Annotated in this window: 23 protein-coding genes; 9 read left to right on the plus strand and 14 right to left on the minus strand. The window is 64.2% G+C overall.

Annotation, left to right across the window (positions count from 1 at the left end; all coding sequences use genetic code 11):
* Positions 1-19 precede the first annotated feature (19 nt).
* From QMX97_RS03875 to QMX97_RS03905, 7 genes are read right to left on the minus strand one after another with little or no spacing between them, the layout of a single operon-like run.
* Complete coding sequence (locus tag QMX97_RS03875) at positions 20-1,054, minus strand: ABC transporter substrate-binding protein (RefSeq protein ID WP_282396090.1); 1,035 nt, start codon at positions 1,052-1,054, stop codon at positions 20-22.
* Positions 1,051-2,238 carry a cystathionine beta-lyase gene (metC, locus tag QMX97_RS03880; protein ID WP_282396091.1) on the minus strand — a complete coding sequence of 396 codons (1,188 nt, stop codon included), beginning with the start codon at positions 2,236-2,238 and terminating at the stop codon, positions 1,051-1,053. The genes QMX97_RS03875 and metC overlap by 4 nt, the downstream gene beginning before the upstream one ends.
* Positions 2,239-2,261: 23 nt before the next feature.
* Positions 2,262-2,939 carry an amino acid ABC transporter permease gene (locus QMX97_RS03885; RefSeq protein WP_282396092.1) on the minus strand — a complete coding sequence of 226 codons (678 nt, stop codon included), beginning with the start codon at positions 2,937-2,939 and terminating at the stop codon, positions 2,262-2,264.
* A complete protein-coding gene (locus tag QMX97_RS03890; RefSeq protein WP_065908311.1) occupies positions 2,929-3,672 on the minus strand; it encodes an amino acid ABC transporter permease in 744 nt (247 codons plus the stop codon). The genes QMX97_RS03885 and QMX97_RS03890 overlap by 11 nt, the downstream gene beginning before the upstream one ends.
* Positions 3,665-4,483 (minus strand): transporter substrate-binding domain-containing protein, encoded by an 819-nt coding sequence (locus tag QMX97_RS03895; protein WP_282396093.1) that lies wholly within the window; start codon positions 4,481-4,483, stop codon positions 3,665-3,667. The genes QMX97_RS03890 and QMX97_RS03895 overlap by 8 nt, the downstream gene beginning before the upstream one ends.
* Positions 4,480-5,139 carry a class II aldolase/adducin family protein gene (locus QMX97_RS03900; protein ID WP_065908315.1) on the minus strand — a complete coding sequence of 220 codons (660 nt, stop codon included), beginning with the start codon at positions 5,137-5,139 and terminating at the stop codon, positions 4,480-4,482. Before QMX97_RS03900 ends, QMX97_RS03895 begins: the two co-directional genes overlap by 4 nt.
* 19 nt (positions 5,140-5,158) lie before the next feature.
* A complete protein-coding gene (locus tag QMX97_RS03905; protein ID WP_201144626.1) occupies positions 5,159-7,852 on the minus strand; it encodes a TonB-dependent receptor in 2,694 nt (897 codons plus the stop codon).
* 285 nt (positions 7,853-8,137) lie between these two features.
* Here QMX97_RS03905 and QMX97_RS03910 point away from each other — a divergent pair, with 285 nt between their 5' ends.
* The 7 genes from QMX97_RS03910 (at position 8,138) to QMX97_RS03940 (ending at position 14,761) form a co-directional block, all read left to right on the plus strand.
* A complete protein-coding gene (locus tag QMX97_RS03910) occupies positions 8,138-9,175 on the plus strand; it encodes a ScbA/BarX family gamma-butyrolactone biosynthesis protein (RefSeq protein ID WP_177410334.1) in 1,038 nt (345 codons plus the stop codon).
* Entirely contained in the window at positions 9,172-9,849 is a 678-nt protein-coding gene (locus QMX97_RS03915) for an HAD family phosphatase (protein ID WP_282396094.1), read from the plus strand. Before QMX97_RS03910 ends, QMX97_RS03915 begins: the two co-directional genes overlap by 4 nt.
* Positions 9,849-11,066: a cytochrome P450 gene (locus tag QMX97_RS03920; RefSeq protein ID WP_282396096.1), complete on the plus strand. Its 1,218-nt coding sequence runs from the start codon at positions 9,849-9,851 to the stop codon at positions 11,064-11,066. Before QMX97_RS03915 ends, QMX97_RS03920 begins: the two co-directional genes overlap by 1 nt.
* 13 nt (positions 11,067-11,079) lie before the next feature.
* On the plus strand, positions 11,080-12,627 hold the full coding sequence (locus QMX97_RS03925; RefSeq protein ID WP_065908320.1) for an MFS transporter: 1,548 nt from the start codon (positions 11,080-11,082) through the stop codon (positions 12,625-12,627).
* A gap of 228 nt (positions 12,628-12,855) precedes the next feature.
* On the plus strand, positions 12,856-13,365 hold the full coding sequence (locus QMX97_RS03930; RefSeq protein ID WP_105696888.1) for a sigma-70 family RNA polymerase sigma factor: 510 nt from the start codon (positions 12,856-12,858) through the stop codon (positions 13,363-13,365).
* Positions 13,362-14,297 carry a FecR domain-containing protein gene (locus tag QMX97_RS03935; protein ID WP_282396098.1) on the plus strand — a complete coding sequence of 312 codons (936 nt, stop codon included), beginning with the start codon at positions 13,362-13,364 and terminating at the stop codon, positions 14,295-14,297. The genes QMX97_RS03930 and QMX97_RS03935 overlap by 4 nt, the downstream gene beginning before the upstream one ends.
* A 62-nt stretch (positions 14,298-14,359) precedes the next feature.
* Entirely contained in the window at positions 14,360-14,761 is a 402-nt protein-coding gene (locus QMX97_RS03940; protein WP_282396099.1) for a hypothetical protein, read from the plus strand.
* Positions 14,762-14,770: 9 nt separating this feature from the next.
* On the opposite strand, the gene QMX97_RS03945 is transcribed toward QMX97_RS03940, so the two are convergent.
* Positions 14,771-15,049, minus strand: a complete 279-nt coding sequence (locus tag QMX97_RS03945; protein WP_065908324.1) for a hypothetical protein — start codon at positions 15,047-15,049, stop codon at positions 14,771-14,773.
* A 216-nt stretch (positions 15,050-15,265) separates the two neighbouring features.
* Between QMX97_RS03945 and QMX97_RS03950 the strand changes: the two genes are divergently transcribed.
* Positions 15,266-15,658: a tautomerase family protein gene (locus QMX97_RS03950; protein ID WP_065908326.1), complete on the plus strand. Its 393-nt coding sequence runs from the start codon at positions 15,266-15,268 to the stop codon at positions 15,656-15,658.
* Between the two features lie 39 nt (positions 15,659-15,697).
* On the opposite strand, the gene QMX97_RS03955 is transcribed toward QMX97_RS03950, so the two are convergent.
* Positions 15,698-16,303 (minus strand): cysteine hydrolase, encoded by a 606-nt coding sequence (locus QMX97_RS03955; RefSeq protein ID WP_106803756.1) that lies wholly within the window; start codon positions 16,301-16,303, stop codon positions 15,698-15,700.
* 179 nt (positions 16,304-16,482) lie between these two features.
* On the opposite strand from QMX97_RS03955, the gene QMX97_RS03960 reads away from it, so the two are divergent.
* Positions 16,483-16,680: a hypothetical protein gene (locus tag QMX97_RS03960; protein ID WP_282396100.1), complete on the plus strand. Its 198-nt coding sequence runs from the start codon at positions 16,483-16,485 to the stop codon at positions 16,678-16,680.
* 14 nt (positions 16,681-16,694) lie between these two features.
* Here QMX97_RS03960 and QMX97_RS03965 read toward each other — a convergent pair whose 3' ends face one another.
* The 5 genes from QMX97_RS03965 to QMX97_RS03985 all read right to left on the minus strand — a co-directional run bounded on the left by QMX97_RS03965 (position 16,695) and on the right by QMX97_RS03985 (position 22,669).
* Positions 16,695-16,976, minus strand: a complete 282-nt coding sequence (locus QMX97_RS03965; protein WP_065908332.1) for a hypothetical protein — start codon at positions 16,974-16,976, stop codon at positions 16,695-16,697.
* Between the two features lie 153 nt (positions 16,977-17,129).
* Positions 17,130-18,152 carry a LacI family DNA-binding transcriptional regulator gene (locus tag QMX97_RS03970; RefSeq protein ID WP_282396101.1) on the minus strand — a complete coding sequence of 341 codons (1,023 nt, stop codon included), beginning with the start codon at positions 18,150-18,152 and terminating at the stop codon, positions 17,130-17,132.
* A 24-nt stretch (positions 18,153-18,176) separates the two neighbouring features.
* Complete coding sequence (locus QMX97_RS03975) at positions 18,177-19,484, minus strand: carbohydrate porin (protein ID WP_282396102.1); 1,308 nt, start codon at positions 19,482-19,484, stop codon at positions 18,177-18,179.
* Positions 19,485-19,538: 54 nt separating this feature from the next.
* Positions 19,539-20,894: a cytochrome c gene (locus QMX97_RS03980; RefSeq protein WP_282396103.1), complete on the minus strand. Its 1,356-nt coding sequence runs from the start codon at positions 20,892-20,894 to the stop codon at positions 19,539-19,541.
* A complete protein-coding gene (locus QMX97_RS03985; protein WP_201144608.1) occupies positions 20,891-22,669 on the minus strand; it encodes a GMC family oxidoreductase in 1,779 nt (592 codons plus the stop codon). Before QMX97_RS03985 ends, QMX97_RS03980 begins: the two co-directional genes overlap by 4 nt.
* Positions 22,670-22,686 lie beyond the last annotated feature (17 nt).

A 22,686-nucleotide genomic window follows, 5' to 3' on the forward strand; every position in this document is an offset into this window, starting at 1 on the left:
CCTTGGCAAAGAGGTGGCGTCAAAAATCGGCGTGGGCCTTGGCGAGAAACTCGGGCTGGGCCCACTCGTGCACGCTGAAGTCGTTCTGCAGGAACCCGCGTTGCACCAGGAAGTCCTTTTTCAACTCCAGGGCGGCGAGGTTCTGCGCGGCCAGTTGCGGCACGAAATCCAGCTCGGCGATGGCGCGGCGGATAAACCCGGCATCCGGCAGGAAGGTCACCCGCGTGAACAGCTCGGCGGCGGCATCGCGGTGCTGGTTGATCCAGTGGCCGGCGCGGATTGCAGCGCGCAGGAATGCCACGACCACCTCGGGGTGTTCTTCGGCAAACGCGCGGTTGACGGTGGTGGCGTAGGGGCCGTTGTGGTTTTTCAAGGTCCAGTCCGGGTAGCGTTCCAGGTCCTCGATCACCGTGAATTCGCCGCTGGCCAACAGCGCCGGCACGTGCCCGGCAGCCACGTGCACCGCATCCACACGCCCTTCGGCCAACGCCTGGACTTCATGCCCAGGCTTGCCATGCAACCCATGCAGTTGCGACCAGAACGCCGAAGGCCGGATCGCCGGCTGCAACGTCTGCGGATCACCTTCGTCCTCAAGCTCGATCAGCCGCACCTGCGACGGTTCCAGCCCCGCCAGTTGCAGGGCATTGAACAAGCCGTGTTCGGCCAGGGCCTTGAGCACATCGACCCGCGCCATATTGCGGCTGACCGGCACCCCGATGCGCTTGCCGAACAGGTCGGCGACCTGGCGGATGCGGCCCTCGGCGCGCACCAGAATCTGCCCGGCGCGCTGCGTGGCAGTCGTGGCGACCAGGAGCGTGTCGGCCTGGTCGGCGCGCGCCCACAAGGCCGGCACGGCACCGCCGTCGCGAATCAGCCGCGATTCGCCATGGGTGAAGTGCGGCAACCAGCCAAGGTTTTCCGGCAGTGAACGCAGATAGATGGCTTCGGCGCCGACGCGTTGGTATTCCTCATCCAGCCAGCCGAATTCCACGGCGATGTTCGACGCGACCAACAACGGGCAAATGCTGTAGTGGGTGGGCAGTGTATGGCTCATGACAGATTCCTCGAGGCAGGTGGGGTGACACTCAGGCGTTCCAGGCCTTGTTGCAGGTCGGCGATCAAGTCCTCGACCGCTTCAAGGCCCACATGCAGGCGCAGCAACACGCCGGGTTCGATGTGCGCGGAAGGGTGGCGTTGTTGCGGGCGAATCAGGCTTTCGAAACCGCCCCAGCTGGCACCCATGGCGAACAGCTGCAGGCTGTCCAGAAAGGCCTTGGCCTGGGGCGCGTAGACGGGCTTGAGCACCACGCCGAAGAGCCCGGTGGAGCCGAGAAAGTCGCGCTTGAATAACGCGTGCCCGGTGGCCTCGGGCAAGGCCGGGTGCAGCACTTGGGCGACTTCGGGGCGCTGCTGCAACCACTGCGCGACCGCCAGTGCCGAACGCTGGTGCTGACGCAGGCGTACACCCAGGGTGCGCAGGCCGCGCAGGCCGAGGTAGGCATCGTCGGCGCTGGCGATATAGCCGAGGTGGCGCACGGTTTCGCGCACTGACGCGTACAGCGTTTCGGTGGTGACGATCACGCCGAGCATGGCGTCGCTGTGGCCTACCAGGTACTTGGTGGCGGCATGGATCGAGATGTCCACGCCGTGCTCGAACGCCTTGAAGAACAGCGGCGTGGCCCAGGTATTGTCGAGCATCAGCAGCGCGCCGTGGGCATGCGCGGCTTCTGCGAGGGCGGGAGTGTCCTGCACTTCAAAGGTGCTGGAACCGGGTGCTTCGGCGTAGACCAGGCGGGTGTTGGGGCGCAGCAAACCGGCGATGTGGGCACCGAGCATCGGCGCGAAATAGGTGGCCTGGATGCCGTAGCGCGGCAGTACCTGGTCAAACACCTGGCGGGCATGCCAGTAGCAGTTGTCGGTCACCAGGATATGGTCGCCGGCCCGCGCCACAGCCAGCACCGCGCCGACAATCGCCGCCAGCCCACTGGGCATGATCAGCCCGCGAAAGCCGCCTTCCAGCTGTGCCACGGCGTCTTCGAAGGCGGCGGTGGTGGGGTTGCCGTTACGGCCGTAGATGTGCCCGCGATAGTGCGGGTCGTCGGCCTGTTGCAGGTGGTTTTCGAGAGTGCCGGTGTCGGGCCAGATAAAGGTCGAGCTGCGGTACACCGGGGTGTTGACGGTGCCGGCGTGGTTGGCCGGATCGCGGCCCAGGTGAGTCAGGCGGGTATCGTCGCGCAAGGGGGGCTTACTCCAGGAGGGGCTCATGCGCGTTCCAGCCGCTTGGCCCAGCGTGAAAGGGGGTGGATGTAGATAAAGAACGCGATGAACACCAAGCCGTAGGCGGGTAGCAGCAGGTCGTTGCGCAGTTGGGTCGAGAGGTGCGACTGCACGGTGGTCATCAACTCTTCCACCCCCAGCAGGTTGGCGAGGGAGGTGGACATGGTCACCGCGCAATACAGGTTCATCCACGGCGCCACCAGGCTCGGCAGTGTCTGCGGGATGATCACGTGACGCAGCGCCTGGCCGTGGCGCATGCCCAGGGCCTGGGCGGCTTCCCATTGGCCGGTCGGCACTGCACGCACGGCGCCGCGCACGATCTCCGAGACGTAGCCGATGGCAGGCATGGCCAGGCCCAACGCGACCTTGAGCCAGTCCGGCAGTTGCCACCAACGCCCGGCCCACTGCACTTCATAGGGCAGCAGGTAGGCCACGTAGAACATCACCACCAGCCACGGCAAGTTGCGCAGCAAACGGCTCAGATGCCCGGCGCCACGCCGCAGGCCGGGGTGGGCGCTGACCTGCAGGCTGCCGAGCGCCACACCGCCGAGCGTCGCCACCAGCATCGCGGTGATGCCCATCAGGATGTTCAGGCCAAAGCCTTGCAGCAGGGCCGGCGCCCACTGCCACAGCAGTTGGAAAAGGCTCGATTCAGGCGGCATCGGGCAGCTCCTGGCCAGGGAGGCGCAGATGGTCTTCGAGGCGGCGCAGCAGCCAACTGCTCAGGCCGATCAACAGCAGCCAGACCAGCAGCAGTACCTGCATCATTTCCGCGACGTTGAAGTTGTCCGACCAGATCCGGTTGCTCGCATAGAGCAGTTCCGGCACCGCAATCGCGTAGGCGATCGAGGTCGACTTGATGGTTTGCACCACCGTATTGCCCATCGCCGGCAGGCTGTTGCGCAGGGCCAGCGGCAGCACGATGTGGCGCAATACCGTGCGCCCGTGCAGGCCCAGGGCGGCGGCCGCGTCGAGGGTGGCGCGCGGCACCGCGTCGATGCCGGCGCGCAGGTTTTCGGCCTGGAATGCGCCGCTGTGCAGGGCAATCACGATGATTGCCCACTGCGTGCCATTGAGCAGGCGCACACTGGCGCCGTCCACCAGCGGCAACAATGCGCCGACGCCAAAGTAGAAAAAGAACAGCTGCACCAACAGCGGCGTATTGCGAAACAACGCGATGTACGCCGCACTCAGGTGACGCCACAGCGGGCGGCGCGAACCCAGGCCGGCGGCGCCGAGAATCCCCATGACCAGCGACAGCGCGATACTTGCCACCGACAACAACAGGGTCAGCCCCAGACCGAGCAGGAAGCGCTGGCGGTCCATCGGGTCCCACAGGATGCTCAGCGACAGCCCATGCTGTTCCAGCCATAGGCGCAGATTGATTTCACTCATGGCTGGCCCGTGCATGCTGCTGCGCGACCCAGGCATTGGGGGTTAGGCCGTAACGCTGTTCCAGGTCGATGATCACGCCGTGGGCATGCCAGCCTTCGACGATGCCCGACACGGCGGCCAGCAGCGCCGGCTGGCCCTTGCGCAGGGCGATACCCCAGGGCGCCGGGTCCTGGCCTGGCAACTTGACTTCGTAATCGGCCCATTCCGGCTGGCGCGCCAGGGCGCTGTACAACGCATCGTCACCCATCGCCCCGAGGCAACGGCTGTCGGCAACGGCCTTGCGCACTTCGGCGGTGCCGTTGAACGAGGCGAATTGCACGCCATAGCGGCTTTCAAAGGGGCGTACCCACACACTGGTGGCAGGCGCGCACAGGGTTTTGCCGCGCAGGCTTTGCCAGTCCGGCACGGCGGTGCTTTTCGGCGCGAATACCGTGGCGGCCGAGCTGTAGAAACCCGGGCTGGCAAAGTCCACTTCACGCCGCCGCGCCGGGGTGTCGAGCAACGAAGTGACCAGCACTTCGCAACGCCCCTGGTCGAGGAACAGCAAACGGTTCAACGGGTTGACCTGCACCAGTTGCAGCTTCAGCGGCTGGCCGACCTTGGCGGACAGCTGCTGTTGCAGGTCGACGATCAGGTCCATGATCAAGCCGGCGGGTTTGCCTTGGGCGTCCAGGGTCTTGAACGGCGGGAATTCGTCACTGGTGCAGACGTTCAGCGTGCCGCGCGATTGCGCACGTTCCAGCAGGGGCTCGGCATGGGCGGGCACGGCGAACACTGCCAGGAGCGCGAGGGCGGCGACCGTCCGGCTCATGTCGCACTCCAGCCCAGCCGCGAACGCTGCGCCGCGCCGCTGGGGAAGGGCTGCGGCGTGCCGAGTTGCTGGGCCAGGAAGGTCAGATAGGCGGCTTCTTCAAGGTTCACCAGCAAGCGCGTCGCCGCGAGCACATCACGCTCCGACCAGGCAAACGGCCCATGATTGGCCAGCAACGCCGCCGGCGCGTGGGGATGCTCACGCAGCGCCGCGACCACCGGCTCCGGCGCGTAACGCGGGCCCCAGGCGGTCAGCGGGATTTCCTCATCTTCCGCCAGGATCCCCAGCAGCTGTGCGGCGTGAGCACGCAGTGGGCGCCCGGCGATGGCGAAGGCGGTGAGGTACGGCGAGTGGGTGTGGATCACCGCATTGACTTGCGGGCGCTCGCGGTAGATCGCCACATGCAGCGCGGCAACTTCCTGGAGGTTGTCGGTGAGGCTGCCCTGGCTGTGGCGCAGGTCGAAATCGACGATGGCCGCCACGCCACTGTCAGCGCCGCTGAGCGAGGCAATCACCAGCCGCTCCTCGCCGGGAATGCGCAGGCTGATGTTGCCTGCCTCGTTGCTCGACAGCGCCTGGTGCTTGATCAGCAACTGCTTGGCCAGGGCAAATTCGTGTTCGAACACTTGGGTAAAACGCACAGGATCAAAGCTCATCGGGAACTCCTTGTGAGGGTCAGAAGCGGTAGTCGGCTTTCACGTAGTAGAAGGCGCCTTCGGCACCAGCCGGCGAGATGCTCTGGTAGGCCACGCGCCCGCCGACAAAGCGGTTGGCGACGTCGATCTTGTCCGGGTAGCTGTCGAAAATATTGTTGCCGCCCAGGGTCAGGGTGAGTGCCTGGCTGATGTCGTAGGACACGCTGGCGTTGCTCACCCATTGCGCCGAAAAGGTCTGGTCGCGGGCTTCGCCGAGGTTGGAATCGAGGGTGTAGGTGCCGTAGCGAATGGTGTTCCAGCTCGCCTGCCAGGCCCCCTTGCGCCAGTCGGCACCGAGGATCAGCTTGCTGTTGGGCGAGGCGCTTTCCACGTAGCTCAAGGCTTCACGATTGATCAGGGTGATGCCGGTGCCAGCCAGGGGGCCGGGGTTGTCCTTGATGTCGGTGACCTGGGTCTTGCTGTAGTTGAAGGCGCCGTTGAGGGTCAACTGGCTGGCATCGGCCAGGTCCAGGCGATAGTGGGCAGCGACGTCGACGCCGCTGGTCTTGGTGTCCAGCGCATTGGTGAAAAAGCTCACCCCGGAGTAATTGCCATAGCCTTGGTTGGCGAGAATCTGGCTGACCTGGGTGCCGCTGAGGGTTTCCGACAGGGCGATGCGGTCCTTGATGCGGATGTGGTACGCATCGACGCTGACGCTGGCGCGCTCAATCGGTTGCCAGACCACGCCGAGGGACAGGCTGGTGGATTTTTCCGGCTTCAGGTCAGTTGCGCCCAAGGCTCGCGCCACGGGCGTGTTCACGCTGACGGTGCCGACCTGGTAGGCGGTCGGGTCGCCGGCCTTGAATTCGGTCTGGGTCGCCGAGGTGCCGATCTGCCCGAGGGTCGGCGCACGGTAGCCGCTGCTCAGGGTCGAGCGCAGGCCCCACTGCGGGGTGAAGTCATAACGCGCGGAAAACTTGCCGGTCGTGGTGGTGCCGAAATCGTCGTAGTGCTCGCTGCGTCCGGCCAGGCCCAGTTGCAGCTTTTCGGTGACCTGCTGCTCCAGGCCCAGGTAGCCGCCGAACACGTGGCGGGCATAGCGGCCTTCGTCGCTGTCCTGGGTGCCAGGGAAACCCTGGGCGCCACCCGCGCGGGCGGGCAGGGCCGTGCCGTGGGTCCAGGAGGCGAGGTCGCCGGCGATCACTTCATAGGACTCGTTGCGCCAGGCCAGGCCACTGGAAAACACCAGGGGGCCGGCGCCCCAGCCGACCTTGAATTCCTTGACGTGATCAAGGCCGACGTTGGTCTGCTCATTCACCAGCGCCCCGGCGTTGAAGCTCGTCGGGCTGGCGGGGCCGAGGCTGGCATTCAGCGAATCGCTGAGGTGATAGTCGATGCGGTTGCGCCCGTAGTTGGCGCTGAGGTCGAAGCTGCCGAGCTGTTCATCGCGGATCTTCACGCCGCCGGTGACCGAGGCATCCCGCGAGCGCACATCCAGCAGTGGCAGGAAACCGTTGGGGTACACGGCCACCAGGTTGTTGGGGTCAATCGGACGGCGAAAAGTCGCCTGGGATTCACCGGTGCGGTCCTGGTAGGTGGCAAAGCCGTAGAGGTCGACCGCGTCGTTGAGTGACAGGCCGCTGTTCAGCGCCAGGTTCCAGTCCTCAAGGCCCGGGGAACCGTAGCGCCAGTGACGGTCGGCATCCGCTTCGCGGGCATCGCCGGTGGGGTAGAACTGCCGGCCATCGGTGCCGCCGGTGGAGGTGCGCTCGCTGCGCAGGCCTTCGCCGCTGAGGGTCAGGAAACCGTCGCCGGGCAAGGTGAAGCCGGTCCAGCCGCCTACCGAGCGACGAAAGCCATCGCCCTTGGTGTACTGGCCAAAAGTGCTCTGCACCGCGCCGCCGTGGTCCTGCTCCTTGAGCACGATGTTGATCACCCCGGCAATCGCGTCCGAGCCGTACTGTGCCGAGGCGCCGTCGCGCAGCACTTCGATATGGTCGACCGCGCTGACCGGAATCGTCGACAGATCCACCGCCTGGGAGCCACGGCCCAAGGTGGCCTTGGTGTTGACGAAGGCCGAGGCATGCCGACGCTTGCCATTGACCAGCACCAGCACCTGGTCGGCCGCAAGCCCGCGCAACGACACCGGCCGCTGTGACGACACGCCGTCGGTGCCGTTGACTTGCGGGTAGTTCACCGACGGCACCAGGGTTTCCAGGGCCTTCGCGAGGTTATCGGTGCCGGCGCGTTCCAGCTGTTCGCTGCTGATCACATCCACCGGCGCCGCGCTTTGCAGGGCGGTGACGTCGCTGCGGCGGGTGCCGATCACTTCGACCGATTTCAGTCGCGGTGCCTGCGGCTCGCTGTTGATGGCGGCGGCGGGGGCGGCGGTGCTGGCCAGTCGGTGGATCAACACCGCGCCGCTGGCGGTCTGGCTGAAGCCCAACTGGGAGCCGCTCAAGGCAATGCCCAGCGCCTGTTCCTGGCTCAAGCGGCCCTGGATCGAGCGGCTGGCGCGGCCTTCTACCAGCGGCGGGTCAAACGCAATCGGATGGCCGCTTTGCTGGGAGATGCTCAGCAGCACCTCATCCAGGGGCCCTGCGGGGATATTGAAATCAATCACCGTCTGTACCGACGTCGCCTCGTTTTGAGCCAACGCCAGGGTCGGCAGCGTCAGCCCGCCGAGGGCCAATGCGCAGGCCAGCGGCGCCAGGGTGAATCCTGTTTTCAACATGCAAATCTGCTCCGGGTCGTGATGTTCTTTACGACCTTGAGCAACTTCGCGGGCGGATTTTCACCACTAAGTTAGAACGATTAGTTGGGTGTCTAGATGATTTTGTTGTGCGCATAAGCTTCGATCAAACTGATCTAAGTGCGCACTGAAAATATAAGGGAGTATTCGCACAAGGGTACTGACAGCCAGATCGGGTTGTCCGCGCACAGCATACAAAGTTCACCGATGTGAACATGTACGGCGGTCTGCACGCTTACGGAAAAGCTCATCAGGAGACAGATGCCCATGTCTGACGTATCAGTTTTGAACCCGCTTGGCTCGGTGCCGAGCCTGCATTGCGAAAACACCGTTCCGCGCAGCATGGTGCACCGTGCCGCCGTCAGCGAAGTATTCCTGACCGGCGCCGAACGCATCAAGGACGGACACTTTCGCTGCAGTGCGCAATTACCGCGCACCCACAGTTACTTCAGTGAACATACGCACCGTGCCGCGCACTACGACATGTTGTTATTGCTTGAAGTGTTCCGGCAGGCGTCGATTTATATCTCCCACGCGTTTCTGCAAGTGAATGCTCAGGACAAGTTTATTTACCTGGACAGTGTCACTCGGGTGACCGAGCGGCATTTGCTGGTGGTCGGCGATCGCCCGGCGTCAGCCTCGATCGATGTGTATGTCGTGGATGAATACCTGCGCCATGGCGAGCGCAGCGGCGTCACCCTCAACATGTCGCTGAGCATCAATGGCGAAGTCGCCGCGCGCCACGAACGTATGAGCATTCGCTGGATGAGCGGCGCGGCCTGGAACAAGATGCGTGCCCGTGGCCTGGCGGCCATTCCGTTGGACGCCGACCCATTGGCACAACTGCCGCCGCCCTTGAGCCCCTCGGCAGTGGGGCGCCACTGGTTGAATAACGTGGTGCTCGGCCGGGATTTGGAGCAGGGCGCAGAGAGCCTGGTCGCGCCGCTGATCGTTGATCTCAACAACCCGGCGATCTTCGACCATCCGCTGGATCATATCCCCGGCATGCTGTTGCTCGAAGGCTTTCGCCAGGTCGCGCTGGTGGCGGCTGACCGGCAACTGCAGGTCGCCCCCGAGCAACTATTGCTGTCGCGCTGCCATGTGGTGTTCACGCGGTTCGGCGAGTTCGGTCTGCCGACGCGGGTGCGTGCAGATCTCGCCTCCTTGTCCCGTGATGAACACGGCCAGATCACCCTCGCGCTGGATGTCGAGCAGGACGGCGTGGTGATTGCCACCGCCGAACTGGAGTTGCTGCCGGTGGCGGCCAGCCAGCCCTTGGCCCTGGTGGCAGGGGGTGTGCGATGAGCGCGCCGGAGTTTATCTGGTTCGATTTCGGCGGCGTGCTGTCGCCGCCGATCCCGGCATTGTTCGAGCAATACCAGGTCAAGACCGGCCTGGCCCCGCGCGTGTTGCAGCAGGCCATGAGCGACGTGGCGGACGAGTTGGGCGTGCCGATGCTCGCGCCGGTCGAGAACGCCTTGCTGACCGAGCGCGAGTGGGGCGCACGGCTGGAGCAGGCGCTGCGTCGCCGCGATCCGCAGATCGACCTGTCGCGTGCGCGCCTGCAAGGCTTCGGCGAGCAATGGTTCGCCGGGGTGCCCGCGAATGCGCCACTGGTGGCCGCCGTGCGCGCGTTGAAACGTAGCGGTTTTCGCGTCGGTATTCTCACCAACAACGTGGTCGAGTGGTCGCTGCATTGGCGCGCGATGGTCGGCCTGGATGAGGTCGTGGACCTGATCGTCGACTCCAGCCAGGAGCGCACCCGCAAGCCGGACACGGCGTTTTTTGAGGTGGCCACCGTACGTTCGGGCGTGGCGCCGCAGCACAGCCTGTTGATCGATGACGTGGCGGAAAATATTCACGCCGCTGCAGCGTTGGGCTGGCAAGTGCTGCACTTCACCGACAACCACCAGGCCCTCGCGCAACTGCAGCGCGTCACCGGTGTGAGCCTGTTGCAACCTGCCGTGGAGCCTGCCTGATGAATATCGCCGTGACCACCACACCTGAAGTGACCGTGGCGCGCATCCCGCACCTGGATGCGCCGCCGGCTTATCAACCTGCCAGCCCGGCCAATGGTTTGGCGAGGATCCTGCTGCCCAGCGGCCACCTGGCCTTTCACTTGACTCGATATGAACACGTGCAGGCGCTGTTGCTGGATAACCGCGCGATTCGTGCCCCGTGCAACGAAGAAGACGGCGCGAGCTTTTTGCCGACTATTACGCCGCCAGAACTGCTGCTCAACAATGACATTCCCGACCACGGCCGCCTGCGCAAAGTGGTCGCCCGCGACTTCAGCCCGAGCGGCGTGGCGGTGCTGCGTGAGAAGGTCGAGCAAACCACCCACGAACGCCTGGATGTGCTGCAACGCCAGGCGCCCGGTGCCGACCTGTTTGCCCAGGTGCTCGACCACATTCCCGCGACGGTGGATTGCCAGTTGCTCGGCATTCCCTTGAGCGATCGCGAGTACTACCGGCCCCTCAGCCATACCGTGCAGGTGGCGTCGGACGCGGATGTGCCGGAGCTGCTGAACCAGTTCTGGGGCGTCTACAACTACCTGACCGACCTGGTCACCGGCGCGCGGCCAACCTATCCCGATGGGTTGATCCAGCGTTTCGTCGCCAGCCGTGCCGACAGCGAACCGCCGCTCAACGACAAGGAACTGGTGGGCATCCTGCTCGGCGTGTTGATCGGCGGCGACCAGAACATCCTCACTGTGCTGACCAAGTCGGTGTACACCTTGCTGGCTGCGCCCGAGCTGTGGCAGCAGTTGGTGGAGGACCCGACGCTGATTCCGGAGGCCGTCGAAGAACTGCTGCGGCTGATCCCGCTGGGCACTATCTCGACCTTTCCGCGCCTGGCCAGTGTCGACCTGGAAGGGCCGTGGGGGTTGATCCCCGAGGGCAGCATCATCTACGCCGATGCGTTTGCCGCCAACCGCGATCCGGCGGCATTCCCCGAGCCGCTGGCGATTCGCCTGGACCGCAAGGGCGCGCGGCATTTGCAGTTCGGCTATGGCATGCACAACTGCATGGGCGCGGCACTCGCCCGGCTGGAAATCACCACGGTGTTGCAGATCCTCGTGCAACGCTTTCCCAACCTGCGCCTGGCGGTGCCGGCGGACCAGGTGCCCTGGATCGACGGCATCATCCTGCGCCGTCCGGCCCGTTTACCGGTGCTCGGCTTTACTTCAACCTGACCTGGAAGGACCCATGAAAACGACCTTTGCCGATACTGCGCTACTGAGCATCATCCTGCTGGCGATATTTGTCGTGCCCAGTTCCATTTCCGGCACGGCCCTCGCGCTGCCGGCCATCGGCGCGGATATACAGGCACCGCTGACCAGCCTGCAATGGGTGGTCAACGCCTTCAACCTGGCGTTCGCCTGCTTTACCCTGGCCTGGGGCGCACTGGCGGATCGGCTCGGGCGCAAGCGCTGCTTCGTCGCCGGTGCATCGCTGTACGTGGTCGCTTCGGTGCTGTCTGCGGTGGCCGAGAGTGCCTGGCTGCTGGACGCGGCACGGGGGCTGGCGGGCATCGGCGCGGCGGCGATTTTCTCCTGCGGCATCGCCATTTTGTCCACCCACTTCAGCGGCCCGGCGCGGCTGCGCGCATTTGCCTTGTTCGGCACGGTGGCGGGGCTGGGCGTCAGCCTGGGGCCGACCTTGTCCGGCCTGTTGCTGGACAGTGTCGGCTGGCGCGCGATTTTCTGGGCGCATGCGGTGACCTTGGTGATTGTGCTGTTGGGGAGCCCGCTGATTACCCGCGACGGGGCATTGGCGGAGCGCACCGCGCGCTTCGATGTGCCGGGGGCGACGCTGTTCGTGCTGGCGTTGCTGGCGCTGATGGTTGCCATCGTGCAGGGCTCGCAATGGGGCTGGAGCAGCCAGGGCGTGCTCGGCCTGGTGGCCGTGGCGGCGGTGTTGCTGGCGGTATTCACCTGGCAGGAGCGGCGTCATCGCCAGCCGATGCTCGACCTGTCGCTGCTGGCGCGCGGGCCCTTTGTCGGCCTGGCGTTGGTGACGGTCGCGGCGTCATTCGGCTTCGTGACGTTGCTGACCTACCTGCCGAGCTACCTGTTCGGCGTGCTGCAACTGAGCGCGACCCACGCCGGCCTGGCGATGTTGCTGCTCACGGTACCGATGCTGTTTTGCCCGATCCTGGCCGGCAAGTGGGCGGCGCGCGGGGTGTCGGCGATCGGCATCCTCAAGGCCAGCCTGATTGCCTTGCTGGTCGGCGTGGTCGCGCTGGCGCTGGTCAGCCAGGTGGGTGTGGCGCTGTGGCAATTGGCGCTGCCCTTGCTGCTGGTGGGCATCGGCATGGGCCTGTCGGCGGGGCTGGTGGATGGGCTGGCACTGAAGACTGTCCCGGAGCAAAAGGCCGGGATGGCCGCCGGGTTGCTCAACACGTTCCGCCTGGGCAGTGAGGCGATTGCCGTGGCCTTGTACGGCTCGCTCCTGGCGACCTTGCTCGACAGCCAATTGCGCGCCACCTTGAGCCGCCTGGCACCGGACCCCGGCACCCTGCAACGCTGGATCGACGAGGTTGCCGCCGGCAACCTGACCGGTTCGCTGCAGGCGCTGGGCACAGAGCAGGCCGGCACCGTGCACAGCCTGTTTATCGGCGGCTATGACAGTGCCTTCCACGGCGTGCTGTGGGTGTTGGCGCTGATCCTGCTGGTGTTGACGGTGGTGGTGACCTGGCTGGTACGGCCACTGCGTGAACAGGAACGCAGCGAGGCGCAACTGGCCGCTCAGTAAGTGCGGTTTCACACTGCCCGCGATGGTTGCGGGCGGTGACTTTGCGTGCCTGGAAGATTATCCAGGGTTATGCAAAAAATGCAGTTTGATGGCTTTTTTTATTCTTTTATCTGGTGATGCCCACTGGGGCAAACTGGATTCACCTGCCCGGATGCAGGTCTACCTCAAACCGACAGGCCCACCACCACTTGTCCGCTGGCGTGTGCAGTCCATGAAGATTATGGACCTATGGACCCGAATGCTTTGCTCAAGACCCGCCTCATCGGCCAGATTTTCCAGCAGCACTACAGCTGGTTGTGCGCGCGGTTGTCCTACCGCACCGGCTGCAGCCATAGCGCTGAGGATATCGCCGCCGAGACGTTCCTCAAGGTGTGGATGCTGCCCGATCCCACTGCAATCCGCGAACCGCGCGCGCTGCTGACCACCATCGCCCAGCGCCTGATGTACGAGAGCTGGCGCCGTCGCGACCTGGAGAGGGCGTACCTGCAGATCCTCGCCGAGGTGCCCGAACACGTGCATCCGTCGCCGCAGGAGCAGTTGATCCTGATCGAGAGCCTTCTGGCCATCGACCGGCTGCTCGATGGCCTCTCGGGGCAGGCCAAGGCGGTGTTCGTACACAGCCAGCTGGACGGCATGACCTACACACAGATCAGTGAACGGCTGGGCCTGTCCCTGGGGCGCATCCACCAATTGATGACCCAGGCCCTGCGTGCCTGTTACCTGGGGTTGAGTGAGTGAGCAAACACCCGTTGAACGACCCGGTGGCCGAAGAGGCCATCGGCTGGCTGGTGCAAATCCAGTCCGGCGACTTCAGCCCCGCGCAGCAAGAAGCGCTGGATGAATGGCGCAGTACCTCGGCGCACCATCGCCAGGTGTACGCGCAATTGATCGCCGGCCTCGACCAACTCAAGGCCTCGCCGTGGCGTGGACGCTCCAGCGCGCAGCTGTTGCGCAGCCTGGAGCAGCCGAGCAGCCGGCGTTCGTTCCTGCGTACCAGCCTGTGTGCGGTGGGCCTGGCGGCGGGCGCGGGCTGGGTCTCGCGCTTCGACGACGCGGGGCAGTCCTATGCCACGGGTACCGCCGAGCGGCGTACCTGGCAACTGGCGGATGGCAGCACACTCAAGCTGAATGCGCGCAGCCAGGTGCTCGCCACGCTGAAGGGGGAGCCGCGCAGCCTGGAGCTGCGCGCCGGGGAAATGCTGGTGAATGTGCTGCGCCCGCTGCAGGTCGACACCCGCGCCGGCCGCATCAGCGCCAGCACCGGCCGCCTGATGCTGAGCGAGCAGGGCGCCGCGATACGCCTGGTGACCCTGGATGCGGACGCGGTGCTGCACTTCGAAGGCGGCACGCAGCAGCGGGTGGCGATGCACCAGAGCGCGCTGTTCGATCACCAGCGCATCCTCACCCAGGTGCCCATGGCCGCCACCGATACCGCCTGGCTTGATGGCTGGCTGGTGGTGCGCAACCAGACCCTGGCCAGCGTGGTCGACGCAATTCGCCCGTATCGCAACGGCATCGTGCGCCTGGACGCCGCTGTAGCCGGTCTGCGCGTGACCGGGCGCTTTCCCCTGGACAATGCGCGGCAGACCCTCGAGGCTCTCGAGCAGAGCCTGCCGATCAAGGTGCGGCAATGGGGTGGGGTGGTTGTGTTGATTGGCGCGCGGGCCTGATTGGCGGTTGATGCACGTGCTGAATGTCTTTAGGATCACGCCCTTTTCAAGGGATTGAAAGCATGCTTGCCAAACACGTTCGCGCATTCTCGATGCTGGGCTTCAGCCTGGCGCTGACCGGCTGTATTCATTACGAGCACCAGAGCGCAGAAGGAAAACCTGCGGACCAGGTTGCGGTGATCCAGCAGTTCGACAAACACCTGACGATCACCCGTATTGATAACAACGGGACGCTGTTCTGGCTGGGTCGTCAGAACGAATACCGCCTCGGCGCCGGCACCCACACCCTGCAAGCTACCTGGTCGATTGGCGACGGCCGAACCGCGCCCCTCGCAACCACGGTGAGCCTGGTCGGTGGCCGAACCTATGGGCTGTATGGCGAGGCGTCGAAGGGCCGCTGGAGCTATGACATTCGTGATGTCGAAACGGGGCAGAGCGCGACAGTCAAAGCCCCATCGAACTAAGCACCTGCTTCACGGCAACGGGTTGGCCACCGGCGCCGGCTGTTTGCGAAAACGCGACGTGCGCACGTACCGAGCCAGCATCCACAGACCGGCGGCAATCGTGGTCAATATCGCACTGGCAAGTAAATAGCCGAGCACGCGGCCAATTTGATAAGGGGTCAGGAAGCCCGCCAGCAAGATCATCCCCGCATCGAACAGCGGCTTGAGAGTGAGCAGGGATGCGAGGATGGACGCGGCGTAAATCGGCAGGGAGACTACCAGGCGCAGCGCGCCAGACAGGTTGTTCATGCGTGATGTCTTCCATGAGGTGTTGAACGAAGGCCGCATGTTACGGCTTTTTCGCGTTCGGTTCATGCAAGCGTCACAGGTCATGCGGCTTCAATATGCGTAATAATCATATTTATTATTGCTGAATATGCGATTGATGAATTGTTCGCACAGGCCTAGGGTAGTGATCACGGGCCGCCGCTGTGGAATGGCCACCGACCTGCCAAGGATTCTGCCATGCCTTTAGTTCGAATCGACCTCGCCGCCGACACTACCGAAGCAACCGCTGCCGCCATTGGCGACGTGGTGTACGCGGCGATGACCAGCGTTGCGAATGTGCCCGAGCACGACAAATTCCAGATCATCAATCGGCATGCCCGCGATGAACTGGTGTATCCCGCCGCTGGCTACCTGGGCGTGACTTACACCCCCAGCATCGTGTTTATCCAGGTCACCTGGAATGCCGGGCGCAGCGTGGCGGTGAAAAAGGCCTTCTATCAATTCATCGCAGAAGGCATTCACGCCAAGACCGGGCTGCGCAAGGAGGATGTGTGGATCAGCCTGGTGGACGTGAAGCGCGAGGACTGGTCGTTCGGCAACGGTGAAATGCAGTACGCACCGACCGAATAAGCAAAAACCGGCGACTCATCCAGGAGTCGCCGGTTTTTTTCATGGGGCCGTCAGCGCCTGCAGAAACTGCGTGTGTTTCAGCGTCTGCGAAAACATCGGCAGTGTGAAGTTTTCCGCCGCCTGCTGTTGTTCCTCGGTAAACGTCGCCGTGCAGTCGGTCAGGGTGACGACGTTGTAGCCTTTCTCATACCCCGAGCGCACCGTGCCCTCGACGCAGCAGTTGGTCAGGAAACCCGCCACCACCAGCGTCTGGATGCCGTTGTTGCGCAACACCAGGTCCAGGCCCGTGGTGGCAAAGCCATCCAGCCCGCGCTTGCCTTCGACGACGATATCGCTGCTGTCCTGGGACAGCGTCGCAGTGATCTCGGCGCCCCAGGTGCCCGCACTGAAGGCGTTGCCGTCGGCCACGCCCTTGAGAATCCCATAGTCGCGCGTGGTCAGTTCGGGGTACCCCGCGGCGAAGCTGATCGGCAAATGCACGATCTTCACCCCGAGCTTGCGGGCTTGCTGCACCGTGGTGGCGGTATTGGCGAGCATGTCGGTGGCGTGCATGACGTCTTTGACAGCGTCATGGAACACGCCACCCTGGGTAGTGAAATCGTTCTGGAATTCGATCAACACAAGCGCGGTGGTGTGCGGGTTCATGCGGATTCTCCGAGAGGCGGGCGGTGGGCTTTTAATCGTAGATCAAGTGCGGCCCGGAGGCTGGATTTGTTTGACTGCAGTGCGCGTCTCGCCGTTCGTCCATTGCCCGGCACTCTCGTGCACCCGCTGCCTCTCATGTTTAAGCCCGGATTCCCCGCGCGCCAGACTGGAGAAACAGCATGCACATTGACGAAAAAGCGCCGGGCAACCAATCCCAACAGGTGGTAACGCGCACCACCGACAACGAAACCGGCCCGGACCCGAAGCGCACGGAAGGTCAGATCCCGCTGCCGCCGGAAGACGGTGCGCCGCTTGAAGAAGACATGTCGGACGTGGACGCCGCCGATTCGGTCACGAGTGAACACCCGGATGCCTGACGACGGCACCTCCGTCAGTCGTCCACGGTGAACGTCACCCAGCCAGGGCCATCTGTGGTTCGTTCGATCTCGACGATCACGCCGCCTACGGATGAGCCATCGGGCAGGTTGACCGCGACAAAGTTCGGGTGCCCAGGCCATTGAAGGGGCCGGTCGAAGTTCAGGCGCGCGATTGTCGGCTTACCGCTGCTGGTCAGTTGGATTTCCACCGACTCATTGAGGTGTTCATCTGAAGCGGTGCCCAGATGACGAGAGGCCGTGATGACACTGGCGGTACCCTGGTAATCGTAAGACATGGACTGACCTTTTGTGAGTGGGCGTGGACGCGACGCGCTGAAATTCTGCTGCGCGCGCTGCTCTAGTGAATAGAGCCCGTGCGCCAACGCATCGTTCAATCGACATCACACAAAGGCCGAGGCGCTGCGCACGCCTGCAATCACACGCGGCGGTCACAAGGCGCCGGGCAGGTTTTCCTCGATGATGATTTTCATCGCCAGTGGCAGCAGGGGCGGCGTGTCGATCATGCCGTGGGTGTGCAGCAGATAGTCGATGCTGGCCTGCACCTGACCTTCCGGGTCCTGATCGAGTACCAGCGACATCACGCCCTGGCGCAGCAGCGCGGCGTGCTGGGGGGTGGCCTCATGGCCGATCCATACCGGATCGACCTGCCTGTGCGCCAACGCCGCATAGATACCCTGCGAACCGCTGCCGGTGTCATACAGCCCTGCCAAGGGCCCGACGGCGAGGCACTGCGCGACGGCCGCGCGGGTCAGTTCATCGTCATCAAAGCACTCGACCGGGCCGACAATGCGCGTAGCCGGTGCGCGCTGCGTCATTACGTCGATGAAGCCTCTGGCGCGCTCCTGATGAGCGCTGTAGGCGAGCGAGTTGACCGTCAGCAGCACGGCGCCGGGGCGTTGGCCGATCCATTCGCTCATCAAGCGCCCGGCACTGCGCCCGGCGGCGTGATTGTCGATGCCGACATACACCGCGCCCTCGACCGTGCTGAGGTTGGTGGTCAGCAAGACGGTGGGCGTGCCGTTCTGCACGATGGTGTCCAGCGCCTGGTGCACGTCCGGCGTGTCGGGCGCGACGACGATCATGCCATGGCGCCGCGAACGCGGTTTGCGCAGGGCGTCGAGCAGTTGCCCGGGGGCGTTTTCCGGCCAGCGCTGGCGGCGCAACGTGAGGTCCGAGCGCAGGCGTTGTGCCTGGCGCTCGAACGCCGCATCCAGGCGCTTGAAATGGTCAGTGGCGCTGTCGGCCAACAGTACATCGACGATCATCGGGCCGGTGAACGGCGCGGGCAGGCCGCGACGCACACCCAGCGCACGCGCCATCGCCAGGACCTTGCGCCGCTTGGTGTCGGACACGCCCCCGCGATCATTGAGGACCCGGTCCACGGTGCTCAGGCTGACGCCGGCCAATTCTGCGACCTTGATCAGGCCGTGACGCTTGAGGGTGTTGCCCATGCTGCGTGCGTATCCTGTGGCCGGTTAAAACTGCGATTGTACTTGCAGGCCCAGTACCAGGGCATTCTTGACCTGACGAACGCCGTCCGGGTCCTTCACGTACTGCAGGTTCGGCATGATGTTCAACCAGCGTGTGGCCTGGATCCCGTAGTTCAGCTCGGCAACATATTCACTGTGCTGCTCGGGCAAGTCACCGCCAGCGGCGTTTACCGCGCGGGCATTGCGCAGGAACACCGAGCTGGCGTGAACACGTGCAATGCCGGCGCCCAGCGTGTCGGTGGGACGCGCATCCCACAGGCCCTTATAGACCAGGCTGAGTTTCTGGTAGCTGTCGATCGCCGTCGTGTTGCGATCCTGGAACGTGGCGCTGGCCGTCAGGGTCAGGCCGCGAGAAGTGTCGCCGTTGACCGAGGTCAGCTGCTGCTTGGCCACGACCCACTCGCCATGCCGTGTGGCATCGGTGCGATAGGCGTTGCCACGGGTGGCCGCCGCTTGCCCGAACTGATCCTTGTACACATCCTCGGCCTGTGCGGTGCTGTGGTAATAACCCACACGGTATTCGCCGGGCAGTTGGTTGATAGTCGGGCTCCATATCAGTTCCAGCGGCGTGAAGGTGCCGGTGGTGCCGTGGGTGTTGAGCTTGAGGCCGTTGTCATTCTCCAGGTTCGACGGGTTCACATTGAACGCGCCGACCTGTGCATACACCGTCGGGCTCAAGCGGTAGCGCAACCGTGCGGCCCACTGGCTGATCGGGCCGTTGTAGATGCTGTTCACGTAGTTGCCCGGTTGCGAGCCACAGAACGCCAGCCCCTGGAACAGGCAGTCTTCCACGGCGAAGTCATCGCTGACGGCGAACCGGCCCAGCTTGATGTTCACCGCATCGTCAAGCCAGCCCTTGCTCAACCACAGTTCGCTGAGGCGGGTCACGCTGCCACGGCCCTGGATCTCCTGGGTCGAGCCCATGCCGGCGGCGCCGGGTGCGCTGATCTTTTGATTAAGGTTATTGGCGCCGTTGCGGTTGGTCAGCCCCAGGCTAAAGGCTGCGTCCTGCCAGCCCAGCAGCTTTTGCAGGTCGATGTCGACGCCTGCGTTGAATTGGTCGGCGTAGCGGGTCGAGCGGTCTTTGTGCTGGTAACCGCCGCGTAGCAAGGTCGACGTTTCGCCGGTGTAACCCAACTTGATATCCACCCCCTGGGCCAGCCAGGCGCTGCGCAGGCCGCCCCAATCGCCGCTCATCCAGGGTGAGTCGCTGGCGAACGCATCCGCAGCGTGTGTCGCAGGTACGCCCATGGCAACGCAGGCCGCCAGGCAGCGCAGTGGAAAACGTAGCATCTGATTTTTCCTTCAAAGGCAGGGACGCGGCCTGGAGCAGGCCGCGTCACGGGTTCAGCGGGAGGTGCCGTCGGCGCTCAGTTGGGCTGGCAGCTTGCGGTCTTCGCGTACAGCGGCGACCTGTTTGGCGCTCACCTCGGGGGCGGTGTTGCCCCAGCTGTTGCGGATATACGAGAGCGTCGCCGCGATTTGCTGGTCTGACAATTTCCACGCAAAGCTCGGCATCGCACCGCTGGTGGGGTTGTCGACGGTCACCGCGCCACGGCCGCCTTCGAGCACCGTGGTGATCAGGCTTTGGGGATTTTCTGCCTGGATGCCGGGGTTGCCGGCCAGGCTCGAGGCCAGTTGGTTGATGCCCTTGCCGTCGCTGCTGTGGCACGCCGAGCAGTTGGCCGAGTACACATTCGCGCCTTGCTGCATCAATGTGCCGGAGGCCTTGAGCGGCCGCGGGCTGCGGGTGTCCGAGCCAGGCAAGGTCTTGAGGTAAGCCGCGATGGCGTACAAGTCCTCGTCGCGCAGGTGCTGGGTGGAGTTGGTCACGGCTTCGGCCATCGGGCCCGACGCCACGGCCACGTGGTTGCTGCCGGTCTTGAGGTACTGCACCAGTTGCGCATCGCTCCAGCCGCCGATACCGACGTAGGGGTTGCCGGTAATTTCCGGTGCGTGCCAGCCAGCCAACTCGCCGCCTTGCAGGAACGCGCCGCCCTTGTCACCGCCGAGGAAGTTCTTTGACGTGTGACACGCTGCACAGTGGCCCAGGCCCTGTACCAGGTACGCGCCCCGGTTGACCTGCGTAGACGCCTCAGCCTGCGGTTGGAACGGTGTGTTATCAAAGAACAGCAGGTTCCAGCCCATCATCATCAGGCGGATGTTGAACGGGAATGGCAACTGGTTGGATACCACCTCGTTGTCCACCGCCGGGACGGTCTGCATGTAGGCCCAGAGGTCATGCATGTCCTGGTCGCTGACTTTCACGTAGGCGTTGTAGGGCATCGCCGGGTAGAGGTTTTCGCCATGTCGGCCTTTGCCTTCGCGCACCGCGCGGGTGAATTCCTGCTCGGTCCAGGCGCCGATACCGGTGTTCTTGTCGGAGGTGATGTTGCTGGCGAGCAACTTGCCGAACGGTGTTTCCAGCGCGTAGCCACCGGCGAACGGCTTGCCGTGATGCGGATCGGTGTGACAGGCCGCGCAGTCGCCGGCAATCGCCACGTAGCGCCCGCGCGTCACCGCCGGGTCTTCCTGTGCCTGGGTGGCAGGCGCCTTGACCCCGGCGCCGTCAGCAGATTGCTGCCCGGGTTGCGCAATGCTGTCCGCTGCATCGGCAATGCCGAATGCACCATACAGGCCGATGGCGGAACCCAGGGACAATACGGCGGTGGCCGTCAGGGCCATGCGAAAGCGCGCATTCATGCCGGTACCTCCACCAGTGGGCCGCGTTTGGCCAGGTATTGGTCAATGATCGCCTTGGCGGTCCACAGGCTCAGCGCGCCAATGGTCGACGTCGGGTTATAGCCGGCGTTGTTCGGGAATGAAGAGGCACCCAGGACGAAGACGTTGTGCACGTCCCAGCTCTGCTGATAGCGGTTGAGTACGCTGGTTTTCGGGTCCAGGCCCATCACGGCGCCGCCGATGGTGTGGTCGCTGGAGGGCAGGTAAGGCCCATAGTTCACGGCTGCCGAGTCAAAGCCGTTGACGATTTTTGCACCCATGGCCCTGCCGATTTCCACCGCTTTGTCTTCGGTGAACTTGGCCATGCGCCGGTCGTTCTCGTTGTAGTCGAAGGTCACGCGAATCAACGGGTCGCCATTGGCATCGTTGTATTCCGGGTCCAGGTCCAGGTAGCACTCGTCATGGGAAAAGCTGGTGCCCTGGTTGAAGATGAACGTGCCGTTCTGGAACGCGTGGGTATAGGCTTTTTTCCATTCGCTGCCCCAGCGTGGAGTGCCTGGTGGGACAGCGTCTGCGTTGCCGATCGGACGTGCGCCACGGGCTACCACGAGGATCCCGGCGCCGCCGATGAAGCCCTTGCCGGTGTGGTCGAAATTGTCGCCGTTGTAGTCGTCCACCTGGGCGGAGAGGGCGCCTGCACCGATGTACTGGTTGAGCTGCTCGTCCTCGAAAAACAGGTTGGCGCCGGACACGGTCTGGAAACTGTAGGCGCGGCCCACCACGCCTTGGCGGGTCTCGGGATTGTAGGGTTTGCCGATTTTCGAGAGCAGCAACAGCCGCACGTTCTGCATCTGGAAGGCGGAGAAAATCACGATGTCCGCCGGTTGCTCCCACTCCATTTTGTTGCGGTCGAGGTAGCTCACGCCGGTGGCGGTCTTGCCGTCTTCGGCGAGGTTGGCGCGCAGCACGGCCGATTCGGTCAGCACGGTGAAATTGCTGCGCTGCATCAACGCGGGAATCACACAGGCATTCGGGCTCGACTTGGAGAAGTTGCCGCAGCCGTAATACAGGCAGTAGCCGCAGTAGGTGCAGGGCCCCATCCGCACACCCAGCGGGTTGGTGTAGGCCTGCGAGGCCTGGCCTGCGGGCACCATGAATGGGTGCAAGCCAAGCTTTTTGCTGCCTTCGGTGAACAGGTCGGTCAGGCGGGTGGTGGCGAGTGGCGGCAGCGGGAATTCACTCTTGCGGTTGCCTTCGAAGATGTTCGCACCGTCGATCTTCTCACCATTCAATACGCCGGCCTTGCCCGATACGCCGGCGATTTTTTCGAAGCGCTCGTAGAAGGGTTCGAGGTCGTCATACGTCACGCCCCAGTCTTGGACGATCAGGCCTTTTTCGATTTGCTGCTGGCCGTAGCGCTTGAGTGTAAAGCTGTAGGGTTCGAAGTCGAACGGCAGGAATCGCCAGGCCATGCCCGCCCAGTGCGTGCCCGATCCGCCGACGTTGTAGCCCAACTCGTTCAGGCTCCAGTCGCGGGTCGGCAGCGCGGTTTGCGAGCGGTTGTTGCGAAACGTGGTGGTTTCGATCGCGGGCGGCAGCAGCATGCTGCGGCGGGTGTCCCAGCGCAGTTCATCGGTGTCCACCGAGGGCGGGAAGTCGGTGGCGGTCTCAAACCACGGACCGCGTTCGATGGCGACGACATTCAAGCCGGCACGGGTCAGTTCTTCGGCAATCAGCGAGCCGCACCAGCCGAGGCCGACGATCACTGCGTCGACTTTGGGGCGTACATTGGCCATTCGGGAATTCCTCTTCG

The sequence above is a fragment of the Pseudomonas sp. PS01298 genome (assembly GCF_029959745.1).
Classification (GTDB): Bacteria; Pseudomonadota; Gammaproteobacteria; order Pseudomonadales; family Pseudomonadaceae; genus Aquipseudomonas; species Aquipseudomonas aylmerensis.